Annotated in this window: 22 protein-coding genes; 14 read left to right on the top strand and 8 right to left on the bottom strand. The window is 69.6% G+C overall.

Going from position 1 to position 19,031, the window contains the following annotated elements; translation table 11 throughout:
* Window positions 1-76 precede the first annotated feature (76 nt).
* Window positions 77-760 carry an HAD family hydrolase gene (locus QSK18_RS20055; RefSeq protein ID WP_285621642.1) on the top strand — a complete coding sequence of 228 codons (684 nt, stop codon included), beginning with the start codon at window positions 77-79 and terminating at the stop codon, window positions 758-760.
* On the opposite strand, the gene QSK18_RS20050 is transcribed toward QSK18_RS20055, so the two are convergent.
* Both QSK18_RS20050 and QSK18_RS20045 read right to left on the bottom strand, forming a co-directional pair.
* Entirely contained in the window at window positions 753-1,493 is a 741-nt protein-coding gene (locus tag QSK18_RS20050; RefSeq protein ID WP_285621639.1) for a S1 family peptidase, read from the bottom strand. The two genes, QSK18_RS20055 and QSK18_RS20050, sit on opposite strands and share 8 nt — an antisense overlap.
* Before the next feature lie 421 nt (window positions 1,494-1,914).
* Complete coding sequence (locus QSK18_RS20045) at window positions 1,915-3,129, bottom strand: GNAT family N-acetyltransferase (RefSeq protein ID WP_352396597.1); 1,215 nt, start codon at window positions 3,127-3,129, stop codon at window positions 1,915-1,917.
* A gap of 121 nt (window positions 3,130-3,250) precedes the next feature.
* On the opposite strand from QSK18_RS20045, the gene QSK18_RS20040 reads away from it, so the two are divergent.
* Both QSK18_RS20040 and QSK18_RS20035 read left to right on the top strand, forming a co-directional pair.
* The gene (locus QSK18_RS20040) at window positions 3,251-3,793 is read left to right on the top strand and encodes a DUF4334 domain-containing protein (protein WP_285621629.1); all 543 of its coding nucleotides are present in this window, start codon (window positions 3,251-3,253) and stop codon (window positions 3,791-3,793) included.
* A 236-nt stretch (window positions 3,794-4,029) separates the two neighbouring features.
* Entirely contained in the window at window positions 4,030-4,200 is a 171-nt protein-coding gene (locus tag QSK18_RS20035) for a hypothetical protein (RefSeq protein ID WP_285621625.1), read from the top strand.
* A 117-nt stretch (window positions 4,201-4,317) separates the two neighbouring features.
* On the opposite strand, the gene QSK18_RS20030 is transcribed toward QSK18_RS20035, so the two are convergent.
* Window positions 4,318-5,895 (bottom strand): S53 family peptidase, encoded by a 1,578-nt coding sequence (locus tag QSK18_RS20030; RefSeq protein ID WP_285621622.1) that lies wholly within the window; start codon window positions 5,893-5,895, stop codon window positions 4,318-4,320.
* Between the two features lie 440 nt (window positions 5,896-6,335).
* Here QSK18_RS20030 and QSK18_RS20025 point away from each other — a divergent pair, with 440 nt between their 5' ends.
* Both QSK18_RS20025 and QSK18_RS20020 read left to right on the top strand, forming a co-directional pair.
* The gene (locus QSK18_RS20025; protein ID WP_285621619.1) at window positions 6,336-6,458 is read left to right on the top strand and encodes a hypothetical protein; all 123 of its coding nucleotides are present in this window, start codon (window positions 6,336-6,338) and stop codon (window positions 6,456-6,458) included.
* A 115-nt stretch (window positions 6,459-6,573) separates the two neighbouring features.
* Window positions 6,574-8,391 (top strand): sialidase family protein, encoded by a 1,818-nt coding sequence (locus tag QSK18_RS20020; RefSeq protein ID WP_285621616.1) that lies wholly within the window; start codon window positions 6,574-6,576, stop codon window positions 8,389-8,391.
* A gap of 8 nt (window positions 8,392-8,399) precedes the next feature.
* On the opposite strand, the gene QSK18_RS20015 is transcribed toward QSK18_RS20020, so the two are convergent.
* Window positions 8,400-9,080: a nucleosidase gene (locus tag QSK18_RS20015; RefSeq protein ID WP_285621613.1), complete on the bottom strand. Its 681-nt coding sequence runs from the start codon at window positions 9,078-9,080 to the stop codon at window positions 8,400-8,402.
* Between the two features lies 1 nt (window position 9,081).
* Here QSK18_RS20015 and QSK18_RS20010 point away from each other — a divergent pair, with 1 nt between their 5' ends.
* From QSK18_RS20010 to QSK18_RS19980, 7 genes are read left to right on the top strand one after another with little or no spacing between them, the layout of a single operon-like run.
* Window positions 9,082-10,065, top strand: a complete 984-nt coding sequence (locus QSK18_RS20010) for a tetratricopeptide repeat protein (protein ID WP_232812655.1) — start codon at window positions 9,082-9,084, stop codon at window positions 10,063-10,065.
* Window positions 10,066-10,110: 45 nt separating this feature from the next.
* Window positions 10,111-10,839 carry a FadR/GntR family transcriptional regulator gene (locus tag QSK18_RS20005; RefSeq protein ID WP_285621610.1) on the top strand — a complete coding sequence of 243 codons (729 nt, stop codon included), beginning with the start codon at window positions 10,111-10,113 and terminating at the stop codon, window positions 10,837-10,839.
* Between the two features lie 7 nt (window positions 10,840-10,846).
* Window positions 10,847-11,518 (top strand): cache domain-containing protein, encoded by a 672-nt coding sequence (locus QSK18_RS20000; RefSeq protein WP_285621608.1) that lies wholly within the window; start codon window positions 10,847-10,849, stop codon window positions 11,516-11,518.
* Between the two features lie 44 nt (window positions 11,519-11,562).
* Window positions 11,563-12,609, top strand: a complete 1,047-nt coding sequence (locus QSK18_RS19995; protein WP_232812658.1) for an ABC transporter ATP-binding protein — start codon at window positions 11,563-11,565, stop codon at window positions 12,607-12,609.
* Window positions 12,606-13,781, top strand: coding sequence for an extracellular solute-binding protein (locus tag QSK18_RS19990; RefSeq protein ID WP_232812659.1), 1,176 nt, complete (start codon window positions 12,606-12,608; stop codon window positions 13,779-13,781). Before QSK18_RS19995 ends, QSK18_RS19990 begins: the two co-directional genes overlap by 4 nt.
* Window positions 13,730-14,644: an ABC transporter permease gene (locus QSK18_RS19985; RefSeq protein ID WP_269810568.1), complete on the top strand. Its 915-nt coding sequence runs from the start codon at window positions 13,730-13,732 to the stop codon at window positions 14,642-14,644. Before QSK18_RS19990 ends, QSK18_RS19985 begins: the two co-directional genes overlap by 52 nt.
* A complete protein-coding gene (locus tag QSK18_RS19980) occupies window positions 14,641-15,450 on the top strand; it encodes an ABC transporter permease (RefSeq protein WP_232812661.1) in 810 nt (269 codons plus the stop codon). Before QSK18_RS19985 ends, QSK18_RS19980 begins: the two co-directional genes overlap by 4 nt.
* On the opposite strand, the gene QSK18_RS19975 is transcribed toward QSK18_RS19980, so the two are convergent.
* Both QSK18_RS19975 and QSK18_RS19970 read right to left on the bottom strand, forming a co-directional pair.
* Complete coding sequence (locus QSK18_RS19975) at window positions 15,447-15,917, bottom strand: DinB family protein (protein WP_232812662.1); 471 nt, start codon at window positions 15,915-15,917, stop codon at window positions 15,447-15,449. The genes QSK18_RS19980 and QSK18_RS19975 overlap by 4 nt on opposite strands.
* A complete protein-coding gene (locus QSK18_RS19970) occupies window positions 15,917-16,543 on the bottom strand; it encodes a class I SAM-dependent methyltransferase (protein ID WP_285621598.1) in 627 nt (208 codons plus the stop codon). Before QSK18_RS19970 ends, QSK18_RS19975 begins: the two co-directional genes overlap by 1 nt.
* Window positions 16,544-16,610: 67 nt before the next feature.
* Between QSK18_RS19970 and QSK18_RS19965 the strand changes: the two genes are divergently transcribed.
* Window positions 16,611-17,177 carry a helix-turn-helix domain-containing protein gene (locus QSK18_RS19965; protein ID WP_285621595.1) on the top strand — a complete coding sequence of 189 codons (567 nt, stop codon included), beginning with the start codon at window positions 16,611-16,613 and terminating at the stop codon, window positions 17,175-17,177.
* Here the strand turns inward: QSK18_RS19965 and QSK18_RS19960 are convergent, their stop codons facing one another.
* Entirely contained in the window at window positions 17,178-17,558 is a 381-nt protein-coding gene (locus tag QSK18_RS19960) for a GntR family transcriptional regulator (protein WP_285621592.1), read from the bottom strand.
* Between the two features lie 116 nt (window positions 17,559-17,674).
* Here QSK18_RS19960 and QSK18_RS19955 point away from each other — a divergent pair, with 116 nt between their 5' ends.
* Entirely contained in the window at window positions 17,675-18,232 is a 558-nt protein-coding gene (locus tag QSK18_RS19955; RefSeq protein ID WP_232812666.1) for a hypothetical protein, read from the top strand.
* On the opposite strand, the gene QSK18_RS19950 is transcribed toward QSK18_RS19955, so the two are convergent.
* Window positions 18,210-18,974: a cutinase family protein gene (locus tag QSK18_RS19950; RefSeq protein ID WP_285621585.1), complete on the bottom strand. Its 765-nt coding sequence runs from the start codon at window positions 18,972-18,974 to the stop codon at window positions 18,210-18,212. The genes QSK18_RS19955 and QSK18_RS19950 overlap by 23 nt on opposite strands.
* Window positions 18,975-19,031 lie beyond the last annotated feature (57 nt).

The raw sequence follows: 19,031 nt of genomic DNA, 5'->3' as shown, positions 1-19,031 counted from the left end.
TTACAAGCCGTCTTCACAAAAAGGGAAGTAGGCAGATTGTTGCGATCTGTTGACGGCGCCCTGGGATGCTGGCTGCATGAAGCCGGCCCGCGTCGTCGAAGCCGTTCTGCTCGACCTGGACGGCACCCTGCTCGATCACCGGGCCGCGGCCCGGGTGGCCTTTTCGGGCGCGTGCCGACACTGGGTTCCCGCGGCGGCCGTCGGTGAGGCGCTGGAATTCTGGCGGTCTCTGGAGAAAGTGCACATGCAGAGATATCTCGCCGGGGAATTGAGCTTCGCGGAACAGCGCCGGGCCCGGATGCGGGATTTCCTGACGGCCTACGGTGCTGCGGTCGATCACCTCGACGAGAAATTCGCGATCTATCTCGGTGAGTACGAACGGGCCTGGCGGCCGTTCGAGGACGTGGCCGAGGTGGTGCCCAAGCTCGGGCGGGCGGCAGTGCTCAGTAACGGCGACCGGGCCCAGCAGCGCGCGAAGATGGTTCGCCTGGAACTCGATTCACGGATGCCACTGCTGGTTCCGGCTGACGTCGGAGCGGCCAAACCGGCCGCGGCCAGCTTCCTGGGCGCGTGCGGGCGACTGGGCTGGGACCCAACCCGGGTGCTCTACGTCGGCGACGACCTGGCCACCGATGCCGAGGCTGCGGCGGCGGCCGGGCTGGTGGGCTGTTGGCTGGACCGTGACGGCTCGGAAGAGGCTGCCAGGCCGGAGGTCACGGTGATTCACAGCCTGCGGGAACTACCGGCACTGATCAGCTGATGACCGACCTGATCCACCGGCGCTGCTGTGCGATCGAGGCGGCGCCGGCCATCTTCTCGCGGTCCGAGCCCCAGAAAACGCCCACGAGCTTCTGCTTGCCCTTGGGCGCGACCGTCATGACCGGCCCGCCCGAGTCACCGCCGGCCGGGATGCCGCGCACCTTGGTGGCGCAGAAGTCCTTGCCGGCCGGGCTGGCGTAGTACTCGCAGCCCTCGGTGCGGGGTGAGCGCACCACCAGGTCGGCCTGGCGCAGATTGTTGGCCTGGCACTTGTTCTCGTCGTCGGTGCAGGTTGCGCCCCAGCCGTACACCCGCACCGGCTGCCCGGCCTTCACCTTGGCCGTGGACAGCTGGGCCGGCTTCACGCCCTTCATCTTCTGCACCTTGATCATCATGACGTCGGCGCCGTCCGGGTTGGCCACCCGGCTGCCCCGGACCACCCGCACCGTGGTGCCCTTGAGCTGGTTCAGGTTGCCCACCTGGTAGGTGATCCGGCGGTCGGCGACCGGGGCGTCGGGCTGGTCGAAGAAGCAGTGCGAGGCGCTGATGATCCACTGGTTGCTGACCGCCGTGCCGGTGCAGTGTGGCTTGCCGTCGACCATCATCCGCACCGCCCATGGCCCGTACGTGCTCTTCTTGCCGTCGATCACCGCGTGCGCCGACCCCGGGGCGGCCACCAGCCCGGCCATCGCCATCGCCACCGTTGCCAGGGCCGTCCTGCCGTACCGCTTCATCAACCTGCTCCTGTCCGCTTCACCGTCTGCCGGAAGGTGAGATGCAGCGAGCGGCCGGTTTGTTCGAAAGTTTCTCCGGCGGGCGCCGCCCGCGTCCTCGTGCCTGAAGTCCCGAGCCACTTCCACCTGCTGAGTACTACGCGAACCGGCCCAGGCACATCGCTACGGCAAGGCTGGGTCTGGAGATCAGGGATGGTGATCCTCGCCAGGCGCCGACGATCCATAAAGTTCTGAGCCCTATGTCTGCTCGATCGTCTCGGCCATCGAAAGTGGAACCATCATGTCCGGCGGCTTGAGCGTCCTCCGTGGGCCCTTCCCGTCTCACACATGGCCCGCCGTCGGCACACGTGTTCCCGAGCTCTCGCCGAAAACACCACTCTTCATCTCCAGTACGAGTTCGAGCCGCCATCCCCGTGACGGGTCAGAACCAGTGCAGGCAGTGCGGCAGACGGTCGCTGCGGAAGAGGACGTCGGCCCGGGCGGCAGCATCGTCGGTGTGGCTCTGGATGTGGCCGGCCCGGACAAGCGTGCTCGGGGTGGTGCCGCCCAGGTAGATGGCGCCCAGGTCGCGCACGTCGAGGGTGAGGTCGGGTGGGAGGTCGGTGGGCTCGCACTCGGCCTTGCCGTCGCGGACGTGCAGGCGGTAGCGGCCCTGCTTTTCCAGGAACGGGTCGTGCACGTCGAGGACCAGTTCGCCGTCGTGAAACCAGCCGCGGGCGGTGAGGGCCCGGGGGATGTCGAGCAGACGCACCCAGAGCCAGTCGGTGACCTTGCCGACCCGTCCGGCCCTCAGGTCGGCCAGTTGCCAGCGCAGTGGGTGCTCGGGCGGGACGTGCCGGAAGACCACCGAGGTGAACAGGTCGTGATCGAGCAGGTAGCGGGCCAACGTGGTGAACACCTGGTCGCTGGGGGCGACGATCTCGTCCACCTTCAGCGACGAGCCCTCGCCACGCGCGTAGCTGGCGTAGCCGTCGGCCAGACCGTCGGCATCCCGGTGAAGCGCGATCAGGCGGGGCTGGGGGGCGATGGGCGGCTGCCCGGCTCGTAAGGACCACCAGCGGTGCGGCCGGGACAGGGCGCCGGGCTGCTGGCGGCGGTAGCGGTCGTACACGTCTTCCAGGATGGGCAGGCACTCGGCGCTGGGCAGCAGTTCGATCGAACCGCGGTTGGGATCAGTCCCACCGGCCCTCGGAGGGGCGAAGGCGTTCTCGTGCCGTCGCACCGTGAGTTCGGCCTCGTAGGTGGCGGTTCCGTAGCCGAACCGGCCGTAGATGCCCGCCTCCGAGGCCAGCAGCACCGACAGGAACTCGCCGCGCTCACGCAGGTCGGTCAGCTGGTGCCGCATGATTGCGCTGAGCACGCCACGCCGGCGATGGGTGGGCAGAACACCGACGGCGGTCACCCCGGCCGCCGGCGCGATCCTTTCACCCGGCAACGTGAGCTCGAAGGGGTAGGAACCGGCGGTGCCGACCGCCTTGCCTTTCGGCGTGAAGGCCAGCAGGCAGCGTTCCGGCTCCAGAGCCGACCACCAGAGCCCGCCGCCGTCGACCGGGGCCTCGGGCAGTCGCGCGAAGGCCGAGTGAACGGTGTCGACGAAGACCTGGAAGTTCTCCTCGGTCGTGGCGCGAATCTCCATTGCGGCCGGTATCTCCTCGTTGTCGGCGGGGTCCTCCGCAGACAGTGCAGCGTCCTCGCTCACTGGGGCAAGCCGATTCGGGCACAGGTAGGCTTCGCTACCGAGGCTGGGAGGATCGCGGATGACCGACGCATCGCAAAGGCTTGCCGAGCTGCTGACGGGCAGCACCACCGACCAGGCGCTGGAGTTGTTCGACTCGCTGCCCGCGGTCGGGCTGGATCAGCTGATCGGCCAGTGGCGGGGCACGGGGCTGCGCACCGGCCACGTGTTCGACGGTCAGCTGGAGGCGGCCGGCTGGCGGGGAAAGAACTTTCACAGCACTGAGGACGTCGATCCGCTCGTTTTCGAGCAGGGTGGCCGTCCGTTTCGGGTCAACCCTTCTCTGCTGCCACTCGGGGCGGGCGTGCGCTACCCACAGTTGCTCGGGCGGCCTGCCGTGATGCGCACCAGCGGCCGTCTGCTGCCGCTGCTGAAGACCTCGAAACCCCAGGCACGGCTGCGCATGGTCGAGTACCGGGGCGTGGTGACGGGGTCGATGGTCTACGACGCACTGCCGATCATCGACCACTTCCGTCCGGTCGACGCCGGCACGCTGCTGGGGGCGATGGACATGCGTGGGCTGCCCGAGCCGTTCATGTTCGTGCTGCGCCGCTCGGCCGACTGATCCGAGACGCCGGATCCGAGCCGGCTGAGTGGGGCGGCCGGATCTGGGCTGGCTGAGTGGGTGGCTGGGTTCGGGCTGGCTGAGTGGGTGGCTGGGTTCGGGCTGGCTGAGTGGGTGGCCTGGATTTGGGTTGGCTGGGTGGGGGGCTGGGTTCGGGCTGGCTGAGCGGGGTCGCCGGATCTGAGCCGGCTGAGCGGGGGCGGCCGCGGTGGCGGCCTCTGCGGAAAGCTGGGAACATGACGAATCCCAGTGAGCCCACGGCCAGCCCGACCGAGCCGGCCGGTCTGGACCAGGAGGTTGCCCTGCAGGACGAGCGGGAAGCCCTGCGCAATTCGACCGGTACCGCCGACGACGAGCGGGACGTGCTGATCGACGACAAGCAGCCTGGCGAGTCCTCCGAGCAGTAGCTTGCGGCTCAGGGGCTCAGGGGCTCAGGGGCTCAGGGGCTCAGGGGCTCAGGCGGCTTAGCGGGTCAGGGGCTTAGCGGCTCAAGGGGGCTCAGGAGCTCAAGCGGCTCAAGCGGGTCAGGGGAGGCGTTCGCGCAGTACGGCCAGCAGGTCCTCGCCGTGCGGTGAGCCCAGTCCGGTGTTGGCGTCCCAGCCGGGGCGGGCCGCGTAGCCGCCGTTGTCCCCGTTGATCACGTCGCGGAACCCGGCGGTGACCGAATTGGCCTGCAGGTCCTGGTAGATCAGGGGCTGGAGCAGGCCCAGCGGCTGGCCCAGCGACTGGGTGAGCCGGCAGATCAGGGCCGCCCACAGCGGGGTGGCCGCGCTGGTGCCGCCGACGCAGATCTGCCGGCCGCCCAGTAGCACCTGGTAGCCGGTGTTGTTGTCGGCGTTGGCCGCTACGTCGGGCACGCCCCGTCCGGGGTCGTCGCTGCCCGAACGCTTGGGCACGTCGGCCGCCGCCTGCCAGTCGGGCAGGTCGAACACGCCGCTCACCCCGCCCCCGGTGGCGCTGGAGGTGCCGGTGTTCCAGGTGGTCTCGGCGTGGATGGTGTTGGTCTGCACGTCGGCGATCAGCGTGGTGCCCCCACAGGCCAGCACGTACGGGTCGGAAGCCGGGAAGTTGACGTGGTGGCCGCCGTCTTTCATTCCACTGACGCTGCCGGTGTCGCCGCTGGCCGCGCAGACGGTGATGCCCAGCGCCGCCGCGTCTTCGAACAGGTCGTGCATGGCCAGGGCCAGTTGCCCGGAGTAGGTGATCTCCGGCGAGCCCCAGCTGAGGCTGATCGCGGTGGGCGCCGGCGTGGCGTGGATGGCCGCGCGCAGCCCCAGCAGGATGCCCTGGCCGTTGTTGCGGGTGACGTAGTTCAGGATCTGCGCGCCCGGCGCCAGGGCACCCGAGATCTGCAGGTCGAGCGTGACCTCGAGGTCGAACTTGGTGGCCGGACCGGTGGGCGGTGAGATGTCGGCGCCGTCGACCGAGATGTGGGTGATGCTCGGCGGGGTCAGGCCCAGGCCGGTGAAGTAGGCCTGCAGGTCTTCGGGATGGCAGTTGCCGCCCAGCGACACCACGGCCAGCCGCTGCCCGGTGCCGTCCATGTCGGCCGGAAAGCGGTACAGGCGGCCGAGTTCGATGGGGGAGTAGACCGAGTTGGGCTCGCCGTCGGGGGTGTAGAACTCGGGGCGCGCGACGGGCTGCGTCTCCAGCCCGACCACCGACAGCACCACGCCGTCGAGCTCGGCCGGCAACAGCAGGTCGCCGGCCAGGCGCCGGTAGTGCACCGGACCGGGCCGGAACGGGTCTTCACCCTCGAACAGCCGCAGCGAAGCGCCGAAGACACTGGTCAGCGCGGCCAGACCGGCCTCCACGGTGACCAGCCGGTCGCCCGCGTCGGTGACCTCCAGCCCCCGGGCGCCCAGCACATCCTTGACCAGCTGCACATCGTCCGGAGCAGCGCCGTACTGGGCGGCGAGCTCGTCGAGAGAGATGACGGCGGGAGTCTCCAGGAGTGCATTGGGCAGCGGAGCCCGTCTGCGCAGCAGCAGCGTGAGCCGGGCCGGAGCGTCGGGGTCGGGCTCCCGGTCGAGTGGGTGTTCGGGCAGCCACTGCTGACCGGCCCCGCCGCTCAGAACAACCCTGTTCTGCTTCGTCCCCATGGTTCCCCCCCAGGCTCGACGCGTCGTTCTCATTCTGCTCAGATGGGGTGTAGGGGACAAACGGGTTGACCGATCGGGCAGTGACTAGTTCTCGGAGCAACTGCTCGCCCGCAAGGGGGTGACACGCCGGGTTCTTCCCGGGGTGGCCGATTTGGTTCGGGCGGGGTAACTTTCTGCTTGGCCGCCGTGAAGGTGATCCGGCGCCAATCCTTCTTGCTGTGCAGTGCTGCCGCTTTGCGTGCTTGCTGCGCGAATCCCACCTGTAGATCAGGGCGCTCAGCCCTACCTCGAACCAGGAGTCACATCTCATGAACTGCCTTGACTGCGCTCTCCAGAACGGTCTGCAGGCAACCGCTTTCGGTTGCTGCCGACACTGTGGCGCGGCGATCTGCCTCGACCACGCCACCGTTGTCACCCCTCGGGCCACCCCGGTCGGCCTGATGCCGGCGCAGCCGCAGCGCCGCACGGTCAGCTGCCTCGACTGCACGCCGCGCCCGCACGGGCTCACTCCGGCCGCCCAGATCGTCGGTCAGCGGTCTGCCGAAGTGTTCGCCCCGGCCTGACGCCCGCTCTCCCAGACTGCACGACCCGGGGCACGATCTGCGGTAATCAGTGCTGCTGGGTCGGCCGAAGTGGAGTTCGGGCCTGCCGGTAGGGCCCGGCTGCTAGCTTCGGCCCATGACGGACGTGACAAATCCGGACAAGACGCTCGGAGATCTCCTGGCCCTGGAGCTCTACTCCGACCAGAACGTGCTGGTCGGAGGGGGCCGGGTTCGGGCCTGGGGCGATGCGCGGGGCGGCGGTCTCACGGCTCGCCAGGCCAACCCGGCCGCGCGCCCGATCCGGGTGGCCGGTGCTCTGAACCAGCACCCCGCCGTTCGTTTCACCACGCCGCAGGCCGATCTGGCCGACTGCTTCCTGGGCATTCCTGACGCCCCGGAGCTGAATCCGGGCAAGGGGCCGTTCCGGGTGCTGGTGGTGGCCCGCAACCGCAGCATGGAGACCACGGGTCCGCGGAACACGTTCCTGTACAAGGGAAACGGCATTCACGGTTCCACTCCGGCCGGGTACTCGATGTACCTGGAACGCATCAGCCCGGCCTCGATGGGCACCGTCTTCCGGGTGCGCGATGTCACGGGCAACGCCGGGGCGCGCACGCATCGCGAGACCACCGCGCGGGGGCTGGGGGCGGTGCGTCTGTACGAGCTCGCTCTGACCGGGCAGGATGTGCGGGCCGCGTTGGACGGCGACTTCGCTGCGAAAATCGTTGCCGGTGGCGGCGGTACCGACAACTCCGGCTACGCCGCCTCGGTCACCACCTCAGCACCCCTGCGATTGGGTGGGGTGAACCGGGGTGTTGATCTTTTCGCTGTCCTGGTGATCAAAGGTGCGGTTACCGAACGACAGCTCACCGACGTCCGTACGTATTTGGCCTCTCGCTACTCGATCCCGGTGGTGCCGGCCGCCGTGGCCCCCGCCGGGCCGGAGCAGACGAAGGTCATCTCCACGGTCGAGGGTGGCCGGGCCCGGATTCCGGCGATCGTGCGCTGCGCCGACGACTCCGTGGTGATCTTCGCCGAGCACCGCTGGGACGGCGACGCGGACTCCGGCCACATCGGTCTGGTCGCCCGGCGTTCCACCGACGGTGGGAAGAGCTGGGGCGAGCAGATCACGGTGGTGGACGACGGTGAGAACACCCGTGGTAACCCGGTTCCCGTTCTCGACCGCAGCACCGGGCGGCTGCATCTGCTGCTGACCGGCAATCTCGCCACCGACAACGAGGTGGAGATCAACGACGGGACGGCCGAAGACACCCGCCGCGTCTACCGCACCTTCTCCGACGACCACGGAGTCACCTGGGCGCCGGTGCGAGAGATCACCGACAGCACGAAAAAGCCCTCCTGGCGCTGGTACGCAACCGGGCCCGGTGGGGCCCGGCAACTGGCCGGCGGTCGTCTTCTGGTGCCCTGCAACCATTACGACCCGGCGCGTTCGGCCTACCGCAGCCACGCGATCTACTCCGACGACCACGGCGAGACCTGGCAGCTGGGCGGCATCGTGCCCACCGACAACACCAACGAGATCCAGGCCACCCAACTGCGCGACGGCACCCTGCGGGCCCACGTGCGCTGGGCCGCCGACAACAACCCGCCGGGCTGGAAGTACGTCACCACCAGCACCGACGAGGGCCTGACCTGGAGCCCGGCCACCCCGGAGTACAGCCTGCCCTCCACCCCGGTGCAGGACGACCTGATCACCCTGCCGGACGGGCGTCTGGTGGCGACCAACCACCAGGACTTCACCGGTCGCTACAACCTGGCGATCAGCACCTCACCCGACGACGGCCGGACCTGGCCCGCCTACACGGTGGTGAGGGAAGGTGCGGTGGGTGACGGCGCCGGTTACGCCGACCTGGAATCGCTGGGCGGCAACCGGATCGCCGCGGTCTGGGAGGCCGGGCGGCAGATCTCGGTGCAGTTGTTCGACGTGGTCTGAGCCGGGCCTCAGGCGCCGGACTCGCGGGCTACCCAGTCGGCCAGCACCTGGGCGCAGGCGGCCACGGTCTCCGGCCAGGTGCGGGTGGAGTTCTCGTCCGCGTCGTCGCTGACCTGCTTGATCAGCCGCACCGGCAGGCCCAGTCGCTGGGCGGCGGCGGCCACCGCGTAGCCCTCCATGTCGACCAGGTGGGCGCGCTGGGCCAGGGCGTCCCGCTGGGCGCCGTCCGCCACGAAGGTGTCGCCCGAGGCCAGGGTGATGTCCCCGGGGGCCGAGAGGTGGATCGGCGCTCCGTAGGTGTTGCCGGTGAGCCGCAGCAGCAGGTCGGTGTCGAGGTCGTGCTGCACGACGGTACTGATCTCGTGCAGGCCGTGCAGGCCGGGCCGCAGCGCGCCGGCCGTGCCCAGATTGATCAGGCTCGCCGGGCGGGGGCCGCCGGCCACTGCACCCAGCACCGCGCCGGTGGTGTTGATCTTCCCGATCCCGGTGATCAGGACCGGCAGACGGCCGTCCAGGAACTGGGCCTCTTCCGCGACCGCGACCACCAGGAGGGGCCGGTCGCTGCTGACGGTACCGATGAGCTGTTCAGTGGTCACGGCTACTGCAATATCACGCTCCACCCGCAGCCCCGGGCCCGAGGGGCGACGCACCGGCGCGGGCCGGTCCACGCCGGTGCGCCAGAATGCCACCGTGATGTTCCGACGCCGTGACCTGTCCGGCCGGCCGCTGCCCGAGCTCTCCGACCGGCAGCTGATGGCTCGGTACCGCTCCGTGCACCCCGAGATCGACGCGGACGACAACCCGCAGGGGCGGGCCGAGCTGCTGGCGGCGCTGGCCGAGGAGGCCACCCGGCGCCGGCCGGACGACGACTCGTTCTGGTACGACCGCGGCATGTACGCCAAGTGGCGGGCCGACTGGGCGCACTCGGCCGAGTTCAGCCGCCGGGCCCTGGAACTCATCCCGGACCATCACCGGCAGGAACAGCCGGCCGCCTGGAACCTGGGCATCGCGGCCACGGCCCTGCGCGACTGGCCGACCGCGCGGGCGGCGTGGGAGACCTTCGGCCTGGTGCTGCCCTGCGCCGCGCTCCCGAACGAGGCCGTGACCGCCGATTTCGGCCCCGCCCCGGTGCGGCTGAACGCCGAGCCCCGCTTCGCCGGGCAGGAGCCGTTGTCGATCGACGGCCAGGTGTGGGAGACCGAGGTGGTGTGGACGCAGCGCCTGTGCCCGGCCCGGGCGCAGATCGTGAACGTGCCCACGCCGCAGTCCGGGCACCGCTTCGGCGACATCGTCCTGCACGACGGTGACCCGGTCGGCTCGCGCCGGATCGACGGGCAGGAGGTCGGGGTGTTCAACGAGATCATGCTCTGGGAACGCAGCACCGTGCCCACCCTGACGGCCCAGGTGGTGGCTCCGGCCCCGGACGACGTGGAGGAGCTCACCGACCTGCTCCCGGCCGCCGAGGACTGGGGGCAGACGGTGCGGATGCTGTGTACGGCCTGCAGCGAGGGCAATGCCGTACCCGGTCACGACCACAGCGCGGACGAGGTGTGGGCGCCGGAGCGGGAGGTCGGGATCTCGGCCGAGCCGGACGAGGCCCGGGAGGTGCTGGAGCGCTGGGCGAGCGACGCGGAGGGGCGGGCGGTGCGCGCGCTGGAGGTTGCGCTGAACTGAGCGGGCCCTGCTGGGCTGGTCGTTTCCGGCCCGTATCCTGGACCTGTGTCTGTTCGCCGCGCCTCACGTTCGCGCTCGGCGGTGTTCGCCCCCCTGGGCGAGGTGGGCCGGGCGGTCCGGGTCGAGCAGCGCCTGGCCGACGCGATCCGGGTGGGCCTGCTGGCCGACGGCGAGCGGCTGCCCAGCGAGCAGGAGCTGGCCACCATGCTGGGCGTGGCCACGGTCACCGCCCGCGAGGCCCTGCAGGCCCTGCGGGACAAGGGGCTGGTCACCACCGTACGGGGGCGCGGGGGCGGCAGTTTCGTCCAGCGGCCGCACAAGCTCGACGAGCAGGTGCTGGCCCAGCGCCTGGCCGGGATGTCCCGGGTCGAGCTGCGCGACCGCGGCACCCTCTACCGGGTGATCCTGGCCGGTTGCGCCGAGCTGGCCGCGGAGTTCGCCGACGAGCAGGACGTGCAGGAACTGCGCGAGCTCGTCGCCCCGCCCGACCGCGAGGACGTGGCCGCCTGGCGCCACCTGGGCATCGAGTTCACCCTGGCGGTGGCCGCGCTGACCCAGTCGGCCCGGATGACCCGCGAGATGATGCGGCAGGAGGCCGAGTTCGGGGTGCTGCTGCGGCTGTCGGCGCGCACCCCGCAGCAGGCCGGGGAACACCACGCGAACCTGGTCGACGCACTGGCGAAACACGACGGTGACGCGGCCCGGCGGATCGTCCAGACCCAGGTGGACGCCGCGCTCACAGGTCTGGCCGAGCTCCACCGCACGGTGCGATGATGCGGCGGTGCGCACCGAGACCACAATGGGTGCTCTTGCCCGCGATGTCTCCGACCTCTTCGAAGGTCTCTTCGTAGCGCTCGAGGACATGCGGCAGTGCCTGGCCGGGCTCTTCGCCCAGGGCCCGGCCGTGGCCGAGACCGTGGTCGAGGCCCTGCGCGAGCGGGCCCGTGCGCGACTGGACGCGGGACTCGTCCTCGGTTGTGGTTTCGTCTCCTCGAAGGACGCGCTGGCCGACCGCTCGCTGTACCTGGCCTGGTGGCAGGGCGAGGGCCGGCGGCTGCTGGGGGAGGCCGGCTCACCCGACGGCGACCTGCTCGACTACACCCGCCGGGAGTGGTTCCGGGTGCCCGAGCGCACCCGACAGCGTCACGTCACCGGCCCCTACGTCGACTACGTGTGCACCGACGAGTACGTGGTCACCCTCAGCCAGCCGGTCGTGGCGGGTGACCGGATGCTCGGCATCGTCGGGGCCGACACGCTGGTCGAGACGCTCGAGGACGTGCTGCTGGCCGGGCTCGGGGCGGCCGGCGCGACCCTGGTCTCGGACCACGGGCGGGTGATGGTCTCGGCCGACCACCGGCTCGCCGCAGGCAAACTGATCGACTTCGCCGACTGCCGGGAGCGCACCGGGTGCGGCGACCTGCCGCTGTCGTTGGTCCGGGTTGTTACAAGTTAGGTCACCTCTGGACGTTTAAACATCTGGTCCCATAGGTTTAAAGGGTGCAGTCAACCCCACCCGTCGTCCTGCGCGCCCTCACCAAGCGGTTCGGTGAGGTCGTGGCCGTGGACGGCCTCGACCTGACCGTCCACGACGGCGAGTTCTTCTCGATGCTCGGGCCCTCCGGGTCGGGCAAGACCACGGTGCTGCGGCTGATCGCCGGCTTCGAGCGGGCCAGCTCGGGCACGATCGAGCTGGACGGCCGCGACGTCACCGCCACCGCCCCGTTCGAGCGCGACGTGAGCACCGTGTTCCAGGACTACGCCCTGTTCCCGCACCTGAGCGTGCTCGACAACGTGGCCTACGGGCTGCGCGTCCGCCGGGTCGGCAAGCGGGAACGGCATGCCCGGGCCCGGGAGATGCTCGCCCTGATGCGCCTGGAGCACGTGGAGGCCCGCCGCCCGCACCAGCTCTCCGGCGGCCAGCGCCAGCGGGTGGCCCTGGCCCGGGCGATCGCGGTGCGGCCCCGGGTGCTGCTGCTCGACGAGCCGCTCGGCGCACTGGATCTCAAGCTGCGCGAGCAGATGCAGGTGGAGCTGAAACAGCTGCAGCGCGACCTGGGCACCACGTTCGTCTTCGTCACCCACGACCAGGAGGAGGCCCTCAGCCTCAGCGACCGGGTGGCGGTGTTCGACCAGGGCCGCATCGTTCAGGTCGGCACCCCGGCCGAGATCTACGAGCACCCGGTCTCCCCGGGTGTGGCCCAGTTCGTGGGCACGTCGAACCTTTTCGACGCCGAGTCGTCGCGCCGGCTGTTCGGCCTGGAGGGCAGCCACGCGCTTCGGCCCGAGAAGATCCGGCTGACCGAGCAACCGGTCGAGGACGACGCGGAGATCCGGCTCCAGGGTGTGGTCACCGAGTCGATCTACCTGGGGGCCGCCCACCGGGTTCACCTCCGGCTGGACGACGGAACCCCGCTCGTCGTACTCGAAACGACATCCCAGTCCCGAGAGGACCGAGGCGCGAAGGTGACGGCCTGCTGGAACCGCCGCGACCTCGTCCCTCTGGAAACGAGAACCCCTGCCGAAGGCGAGATGAGCACGCAATGAGGAGAAACTCCCGCACCGCCGGTGCGCTGGTGTCGATGCTGGCTCTGACCGTCCTGGCCGGGTGCGGCGGGGACGGCGACGGTGACAGCGAAAGTGCCCAGGCCCTGACCGAACTGGGCGAGAAGGAGGGCCAGGTCTCGATCCTGGCCTGGCCCGGCTACGTGGAGGACGGCACCAACGACCCGGAGGTCGACTGGGTCACGCCGTTCGAGGAACAGACCGGCTGCCAGGTCACCAGCAAGACCTACGGCACCTCGGACGAGGCGCTGAACCTGGCCAAGAGCGGCGACTACGACGTGGTCGCGGCCTCCGGCGACCTGTCGCTGCGACTGGTCGCCTCCGGCGAGGCGGCCGCCGTGAACACCGACCTGGTGCCCAACTACGCGGGGGTCTTCGACTTCCTCAAGGACACCGAGTGGAACACGGTGGACGGCGTCAACTACGGCATCCCGCACGGTTACGGCGCGAACCTGCTGCAGTACAACGCCGACGTGGTCACCGAGCCGCCGACCTCCTGGGGTGCGGTGTTCGAGGAGTCGGAGCTGGCCAAGTACAAGGGCAAGGTCACCGCCTACGACTCACCCATCTACATCGCCGACGCCGCGCTGTACCTGATGAAACACGACCCGGACAGCGGTATCACCAACCCCTACGCCCTCGACCAGAAGCAGCTCGACGCGGCCGTGGCCCTGCTGAAGACGCAGCGCGAGTACGTGGGCGAGTACTGGTCGGACTACCTGAAGCTGATCTCCGCGTCGGAGACCGGCGACACCGTGGTGGGCACCACCTGGCAGGTGATCGTCAACGCGATCGGCAAGGACAACATCAGGGCGGTGCTGCCCGAGGAGGGCTCGACCGCCTGGAACGACACCTGGATGCTCTCCTCCCAGGCCGAGAACGTGAACTGCGCCTACGCCTGGATGGACTACATCGTCAGCCCGAAGGCCAACGCCCAGGCCACCGAGTACTTCGGGGAGGCGCCCAACAGCGAGGCGGCCTGCGCCGAGACCACCGACCCGAAGCACTGCGAGACCTTCCACGCCGGCGACGAGGAGTTCTCCCAGAGCCTCTGGTACTGGCGTACTCCGATCAAGAAGTGCCTGGACGGCCGGGACGTCGAATGCACCGACTACTCGCAGTGGACCGCGGCGTGGACCGAGATCAAGGGCTGAGCCGCCGCACGGGCGCTCTGCTGGCCCGGCGCCCGGTCCTGCGCCTGGGCCTGCTGATCGCAGCCCCGCTGACCTGGCTGGTCGCGGTCTACGTGGTGGCCCTGGCCGCCCTGCTGGTGACCGCGCTGTGGCAGGTGGACAGCTTCACCGGCGACCTCGACCGCAGCACCCTGTCGCTGGACAACCTGCAGACCGTGCTCACCGGCAGCCTCTACCGCACGGTGACCCTGCGCACCGTGGGCGTGGCGGCCCTGGTCACCGTGATCGACGTGCTGATCGCCCTGCCGATCGCGTTCTTCATGGCCAAGGTCGCCTCACCCCGGTTGCGCCGGGTCCTGCTGATCGCCGTGCTCACCCCGCTGTGGGCCAGCTACCTGGTCAAGGCGTTCGCTTGGCGGGCAACGCTTTCCGACGGCGGGCTGCTGGAGTGGCTCGGTGCGCCGATCGGCCTGCAGAGCCCGGGCTACGGCCTGACCGCGGTGGTGATGACCCAGGCCTACATCTGGCTGCCCTATGTCATCCTGCCGATCTTCGCCGGGCTGGAACGGGTTCCGGACTCGCTGCTGGAGGCCTCGGGCGACCTGGGCGGCGGCACCGGCCACACGCTGCGCTGGGTGGTGCTGCCCCTGCTGTTCCCGGCGATCATCGCGGGCTCGATCTTCAGCTTCTCACTGACCCTGGGCGACTACATCACCGTGAACATCGTGGGCGGGGCCAGCCAGATGCTCGGCAACCTGGTGTTCGTCAACGCGGGGGCGGCCAACAACCTGCCCCTGGCCGCCGCCGTCGCCCTGATCCCGATCCTGGTCATGCTCGCCTACCTGGCCGCGGTCCGCCGCACCGGAGCCCTGGACAACCTATGAGCCTCAGCCGCACCGCCCGCCGCGTCCTGGCCGGCCTCACCGTGCTGGTCCTGGCCGGGATCTACCTGCCGCTGCTGGTGGTGGTGATGAATTCGTTCAACACCGACCAGGCCATGACCTGGCCACCCAGCGGCCTGACCCTGGAGTGGTGGCGCCGCGCCTGGGGCAGCGCCGGAGCCCGCGACGCCGTCCTCACCAGCCTCCAGGTGGCCGCTCTCTCCACCGCGATCGCACTGGTCCTGGGCACCCTGCTCGCCCTGGCCCTGCAACGCTTCTCGTTCTTCGGCCGCAACGCGGTGAACCTGCTGGTGATCCTGCCCATCGCCCTGCCCGGCATCGTCACCGGCATCGCCCTGAACAACGCCTTCCGGGGCATCATGGGCCTGCGGCTGACGCTCTTCACCGTCGTCGTCGCCCACGCCACCTTCTGCATCGTCACCGTGTTCAACAACGTCCAGGCCCGGCTGCGCCGCCTCGGCGCCACCCTGGAAGAGGCCTCGGCCGATCTGGGGGCCGGGCCGTGGACCACGTTCCGCCTGGTCACCTTTCCCCAGTTGCGCTCGGCGCTGCTGGCCGGGGCCCTGCTCGCCTTCGCCCTGAGCTTCGACGAGATCATCGTGACCACCTTCACCGCCGGCAGCGGGGTGCAGACCCTGCCGATCTGGATCCTCAACAACCTGTTCCGGCCCAGCCAGGCGCCGGTGGTGAATGTGGTTGCGGTGGTGCTCATCCTGATCTCGATCATCCCGATCTGGATCGCCCAGCGGCTTTCCGGGGTGAACGAGCTGACCAGCGGAACCCGTTAACGGCCGGTGCGACCGTCGATCAGTTCCCGAATGATATCCGCGTGCCCGGCATGCCGGCCGGTCTCCTCGATCATGTGGGTCAGGGCCCAACGGACGCTCGGCGCACCTCGGTGGGAAAGCGGGGCGCCCGGGTCGGGACAGTTGTCCAGGACGGCATTGGCCTGCGCGACCGTTTCCCGGTAACGGGCAACCACTTCGGCGACGGTGTCGGTCTCGGCTGCCCGAAAGGTGGCTTTCCAATTGCGGACGCTCGCCCCCAGGAACGTCGAGCGCTCCACCTCGGTGAGGTGGTTGAGTAGACCAAGGAGATTGGTGCCCGACGGCACCGCGGCCTCGCGTACCTGTGGTTCGGGGGCGCCCTCCACCTTGGCGGCGACCGAGGTGCGCAGGTAGTCGAGAAAACCTCTCAGCACCTCGATCTCGGTATTGCCCGTTCGGGGTGGGGGAGTGTCACGGCGGCCGGGCATCAGGGACGGCTCCGGCGGATCACCAGGACGTGATCGATCACCTCGGCGGTCTGCCCGCCCGGCCCGGTGGCGGTGCGCCGGGGTGAGTCGGCGCGCTCCACCGTCCAGATCTGCGGATCGAGGGCCAGACCGGCCGCGATCTCGAGCGGTCCGGGAAAGCGCGCTTCCGGGTCCTGATTCCAGGACCAGGGGGCCGACGAGCCGTGGTCGACCACCAGCAGTCGCCCGCCTGGGCGCAGGGCCGAAGCCGCCGAACGCAGTACCGCAGAGCGGTCCAGGTCGAACGGCGTCTGGAAGTAGTGCGCGCTGACCAGGTCGAACTGGCCGGCCGGGAAGGAGTGGGCCAGGTCGTGCTGCACGGCGGTGATCGGCAGCCCGAGTGAACCGGCGAGTTCGGCCAGTCGCTGCACCGCCACGGGGGAGATGTCGGTGGCGGTGACCTGCCAGCCCTGACGAGCCAGCCACAGCGCATCGCCACCCGACCCGCATCCGAGGTCGAGAGCGTCCACAGGCTCGAAATCGGTTGCCAGTTCGACCAGACGGGCATTCGGCCGAGGATCGGTGACGGTGGGCCGCCCGGAGTACAGGCTGTCCCAGAAGGTCAGCGGATCGTCGTGGTTCGTCATGCCCGCAGTCTCGCCACGCAGGGCCCGGGCTGGCACGTCTTCTTGCCGATCCGGCAAGCTGGACGCCGTGGATCCGGAAACCGAAGACGTCCTCAGCACCGTCGGGGCACGGCTGCGCACCCTGCGGCGGGAGCGCGGCATCACCCTGGCCGAGGTCTCCGTGACGACCGGGATCTCCGAAAGCACACTGTCCCGGCTGGAGAGCGGGCAGCGCCGGGCCACTCTGGAACTGCTGCTGCCGCTGTCGCGGATCTACCGGGTGCCGCTGGACGACCTGGTCGGCGCCCCGTGCACCGGCGACCCCCGGATCCACCTCAAGCCGATCGAGCGGTTCGGCATGACGTTCATCCCGCTGTCACGTGATCCGGGCGGTGTGCACGCGTTCAAGATGATCATTCCGGCCCGGTCCGAACCCCTGGAGCCGGAGCTGAAGACGCACGAGGGCGGTGAGTGGTTGTACGTGCTCTCCGGCCGGCTGCGGCTGGTGCTGGGCGACCGGGACATGACGCTGCCGCCGGGCGAGGCGGCCCAGTTCGACACCTCGCTGCCGCACTGGCTGGGCAGTGCCGACGGGCGGGCGGTGGAGCTGATGATCCTGTTCGGGGTGCACGGGCTGCAGACCCACGTGCACTGATCAGGTGATCGTGGCCCGGAAGGTGGTCTGGTAGAGCGCCTCGATGTCGTCCGGCTCCAGCCCTGAGCGGGTGGCCTGGAGCAGCCACTCGCGCAGGCTCTCGCGCAGCTCCTGGTGGGTTTCGAGCAGGTTCGGGCCGGATGTGCAGGTGACGAACGTGCCCACCCCCGGCCGGGGTGCCACCAGGCCCTCACGCTCGAGTTCGCGGTAGGCCTTGAGCACGGTGTTCGGGTTGATCGCGAGCTTGGAGACGACCTCCTTGACCGTGGGCAGCTGGTCGCCCTCGGACAGCAGCCCGAGCCGCAGGTTCTGCCGTACCTGCTGCACGAGCTGCAGGTACGGCGAGACGCCGGACCCGGCGGACAGGTAGAAATCGATCACTGTGCATCTCCAATGAACTAATCACCTAGCACTATAGATGATCGTTCCGGCCTGGGCCGTTTGTCCCGCTTTCGTCCCCGCATGCGGGTGGTCCGATGCGTCCCTACGATTCGATCATGACGGAGTTGCAGACCCCTGAGCAGCGCCCCGTGTTCGGGCCGCTGAGCCGGCAGTTCCCCGCAGACCAGCCGCTCGACGAAGACCGCGCCCGCAGTCGGATCTCGGCCTACGTCTACGGCAACATCCTGGTGCTGGCGGCCGTCATCGGCACCGTCGGCGCGCACGACCACGACAAGTCCTGGCTGGTGGTGCTCGCCGCGGTCCTGACCACCTACATCGCCCACATCTTCGCGCACAACGTGGGTGAGCGACTGGGCCGCACCCCACGCGAGCACGCCGGGCACCTGCGCCAGGAAATCCGCGATGCAGTGCCGATTCTCAGCTCGGGGGTGGCGCCCACCCTGATCTTCGCCGGACTCGCGCTGCACCGCTTCGATCCGCTGGCCGCCGAGATCGCCGCCGCCGGTCTGGTCATCCTGCGCCTGGCCGCCACCGGTCTGGCCGTCGAGCGCCTCAGTGGCCGCCGCACCTCGGCCGCCACGCTGTGGAGCGGGATCGGCATCGCTGTCACCGGTGCGGTCATCGCGCTGATCAAGGTGAAGCTGTCGCACTGAGCCGCGCCAGCACGAACTGGGCCCCTTCGTCGCGCATGCCATTGGTGAAGTAGGAGATGTGCGGATCGAACTGGCCGCCCGACTGGCAGACGAAGTCGTGGGCCACGCAGTAGCTGCGCAATCGGCCGGCGAACGCGTCGAGATCGCCGGCCGAGCGCGGCCTCAGCATCCCGTTCACGCTGCGGTCGTAGGTGCCCGCGTTGAACGGCTCGCTACCCACGAACCGCGGATCGCCGTAAACCACCGCAGCTGCAACGTTCTCGGCTGCTCTTGAGTCGAGTTCCGCTTCGTCCTGACCGGCATCGCGCCGATCGGGGCTGATCAGGGCGTCCCCGACCACCAGAGCGCCCTGCGAGAACCCCATCACCACCGAACGTTGTTGCGGGCACTGCTCGGCTGCTGAGTTCAGCTCGTTCAGTACCAGACGCACGCCATCGTCGGCACTTTCACCGAAGTAGGCGTCTCCGGGAGCAGTGCTGAGCGACTCGGCGCTGGCCGGGTAGGGCACGTCGTAGTGCCTGGTTCGGCCCGGATGGGCCGCGGCGATCTGCTCGGCCACCGGCCCGAGCAGGTTCGAGCCGTCCAGGGGCTCACCCGTGCCCCGCACCGTCACGATCAGGTAGTCGTTGCACTCCATGGTCGGGGTGTTTGAAGACGTCGGTGGGCGGCTCGGGCTCTCGTCGTCGCCGCATGCACTCAGCAGCATCAGAGCCGACAGAGCGGCGACGGTCCAGCGGGTCACGGCTTTCCTTTCGGGGATAGGTGACGTCCGTTGTTCCAGCCAACCACGGGGCCGCGG

Source organism: Kineosporia sp. NBRC 101677 (assembly GCF_030269265.1).
GTDB lineage: Bacteria > Actinomycetota > Actinomycetes > Actinomycetales > Kineosporiaceae > Kineosporia > Kineosporia rhizophila.
This window is presented reverse-complemented; position numbering and strand designations above follow the sequence as displayed.

Coding starts and splice junctions, on each gene's coding strand:
- QSK18_RS20055 (WP_285621642.1), top strand. CDS start 77: ATGAAGCCGGCCCGCGTCGTCGAAGCCGTTCTGCTCGACCTGGACGGC.
- QSK18_RS20050 (WP_285621639.1), bottom strand. CDS start 1,493: ATGAAGCGGTACGGCAGGACGGCCCTGGCAACGGTGGCGATGGCGATG.
- QSK18_RS20045 (WP_352396597.1), bottom strand. CDS start 3,129: ATGGAGATTCGCGCCACGACCGAGGAGAACTTCCAGGTCTTCGTCGAC.
- QSK18_RS20040 (WP_285621629.1), top strand. CDS start 3,251: ATGACCGACGCATCGCAAAGGCTTGCCGAGCTGCTGACGGGCAGCACC.
- QSK18_RS20035 (WP_285621625.1), top strand. CDS start 4,030: ATGACGAATCCCAGTGAGCCCACGGCCAGCCCGACCGAGCCGGCCGGT.
- QSK18_RS20030 (WP_285621622.1), bottom strand. CDS start 5,895: ATGGGGACGAAGCAGAACAGGGTTGTTCTGAGCGGCGGGGCCGGTCAG.
- QSK18_RS20025 (WP_285621619.1), top strand. CDS start 6,336: ATGCCGGCGCAGCCGCAGCGCCGCACGGTCAGCTGCCTCGACTGCACG.
- QSK18_RS20020 (WP_285621616.1), top strand. CDS start 6,574: ATGACGGACGTGACAAATCCGGACAAGACGCTCGGAGATCTCCTGGCC.
- QSK18_RS19990 (WP_232812659.1), top strand. CDS start 12,606: ATGAGGAGAAACTCCCGCACCGCCGGTGCGCTGGTGTCGATGCTGGCT.
- QSK18_RS19985 (WP_269810568.1), top strand. CDS start 13,730: ATGCACCGACTACTCGCAGTGGACCGCGGCGTGGACCGAGATCAAGGG.
- QSK18_RS19980 (WP_232812661.1), top strand. CDS start 14,641: ATGAGCCTCAGCCGCACCGCCCGCCGCGTCCTGGCCGGCCTCACCGTG.
- QSK18_RS19975 (WP_232812662.1), bottom strand. CDS start 15,917: ATGCCCGGCCGCCGTGACACTCCCCCACCCCGAACGGGCAATACCGAG.
- QSK18_RS19970 (WP_285621598.1), bottom strand. CDS start 16,543: ATGACGAACCACGACGATCCGCTGACCTTCTGGGACAGCCTGTACTCC.
- QSK18_RS19955 (WP_232812666.1), top strand. CDS start 17,675: ATGACGGAGTTGCAGACCCCTGAGCAGCGCCCCGTGTTCGGGCCGCTG.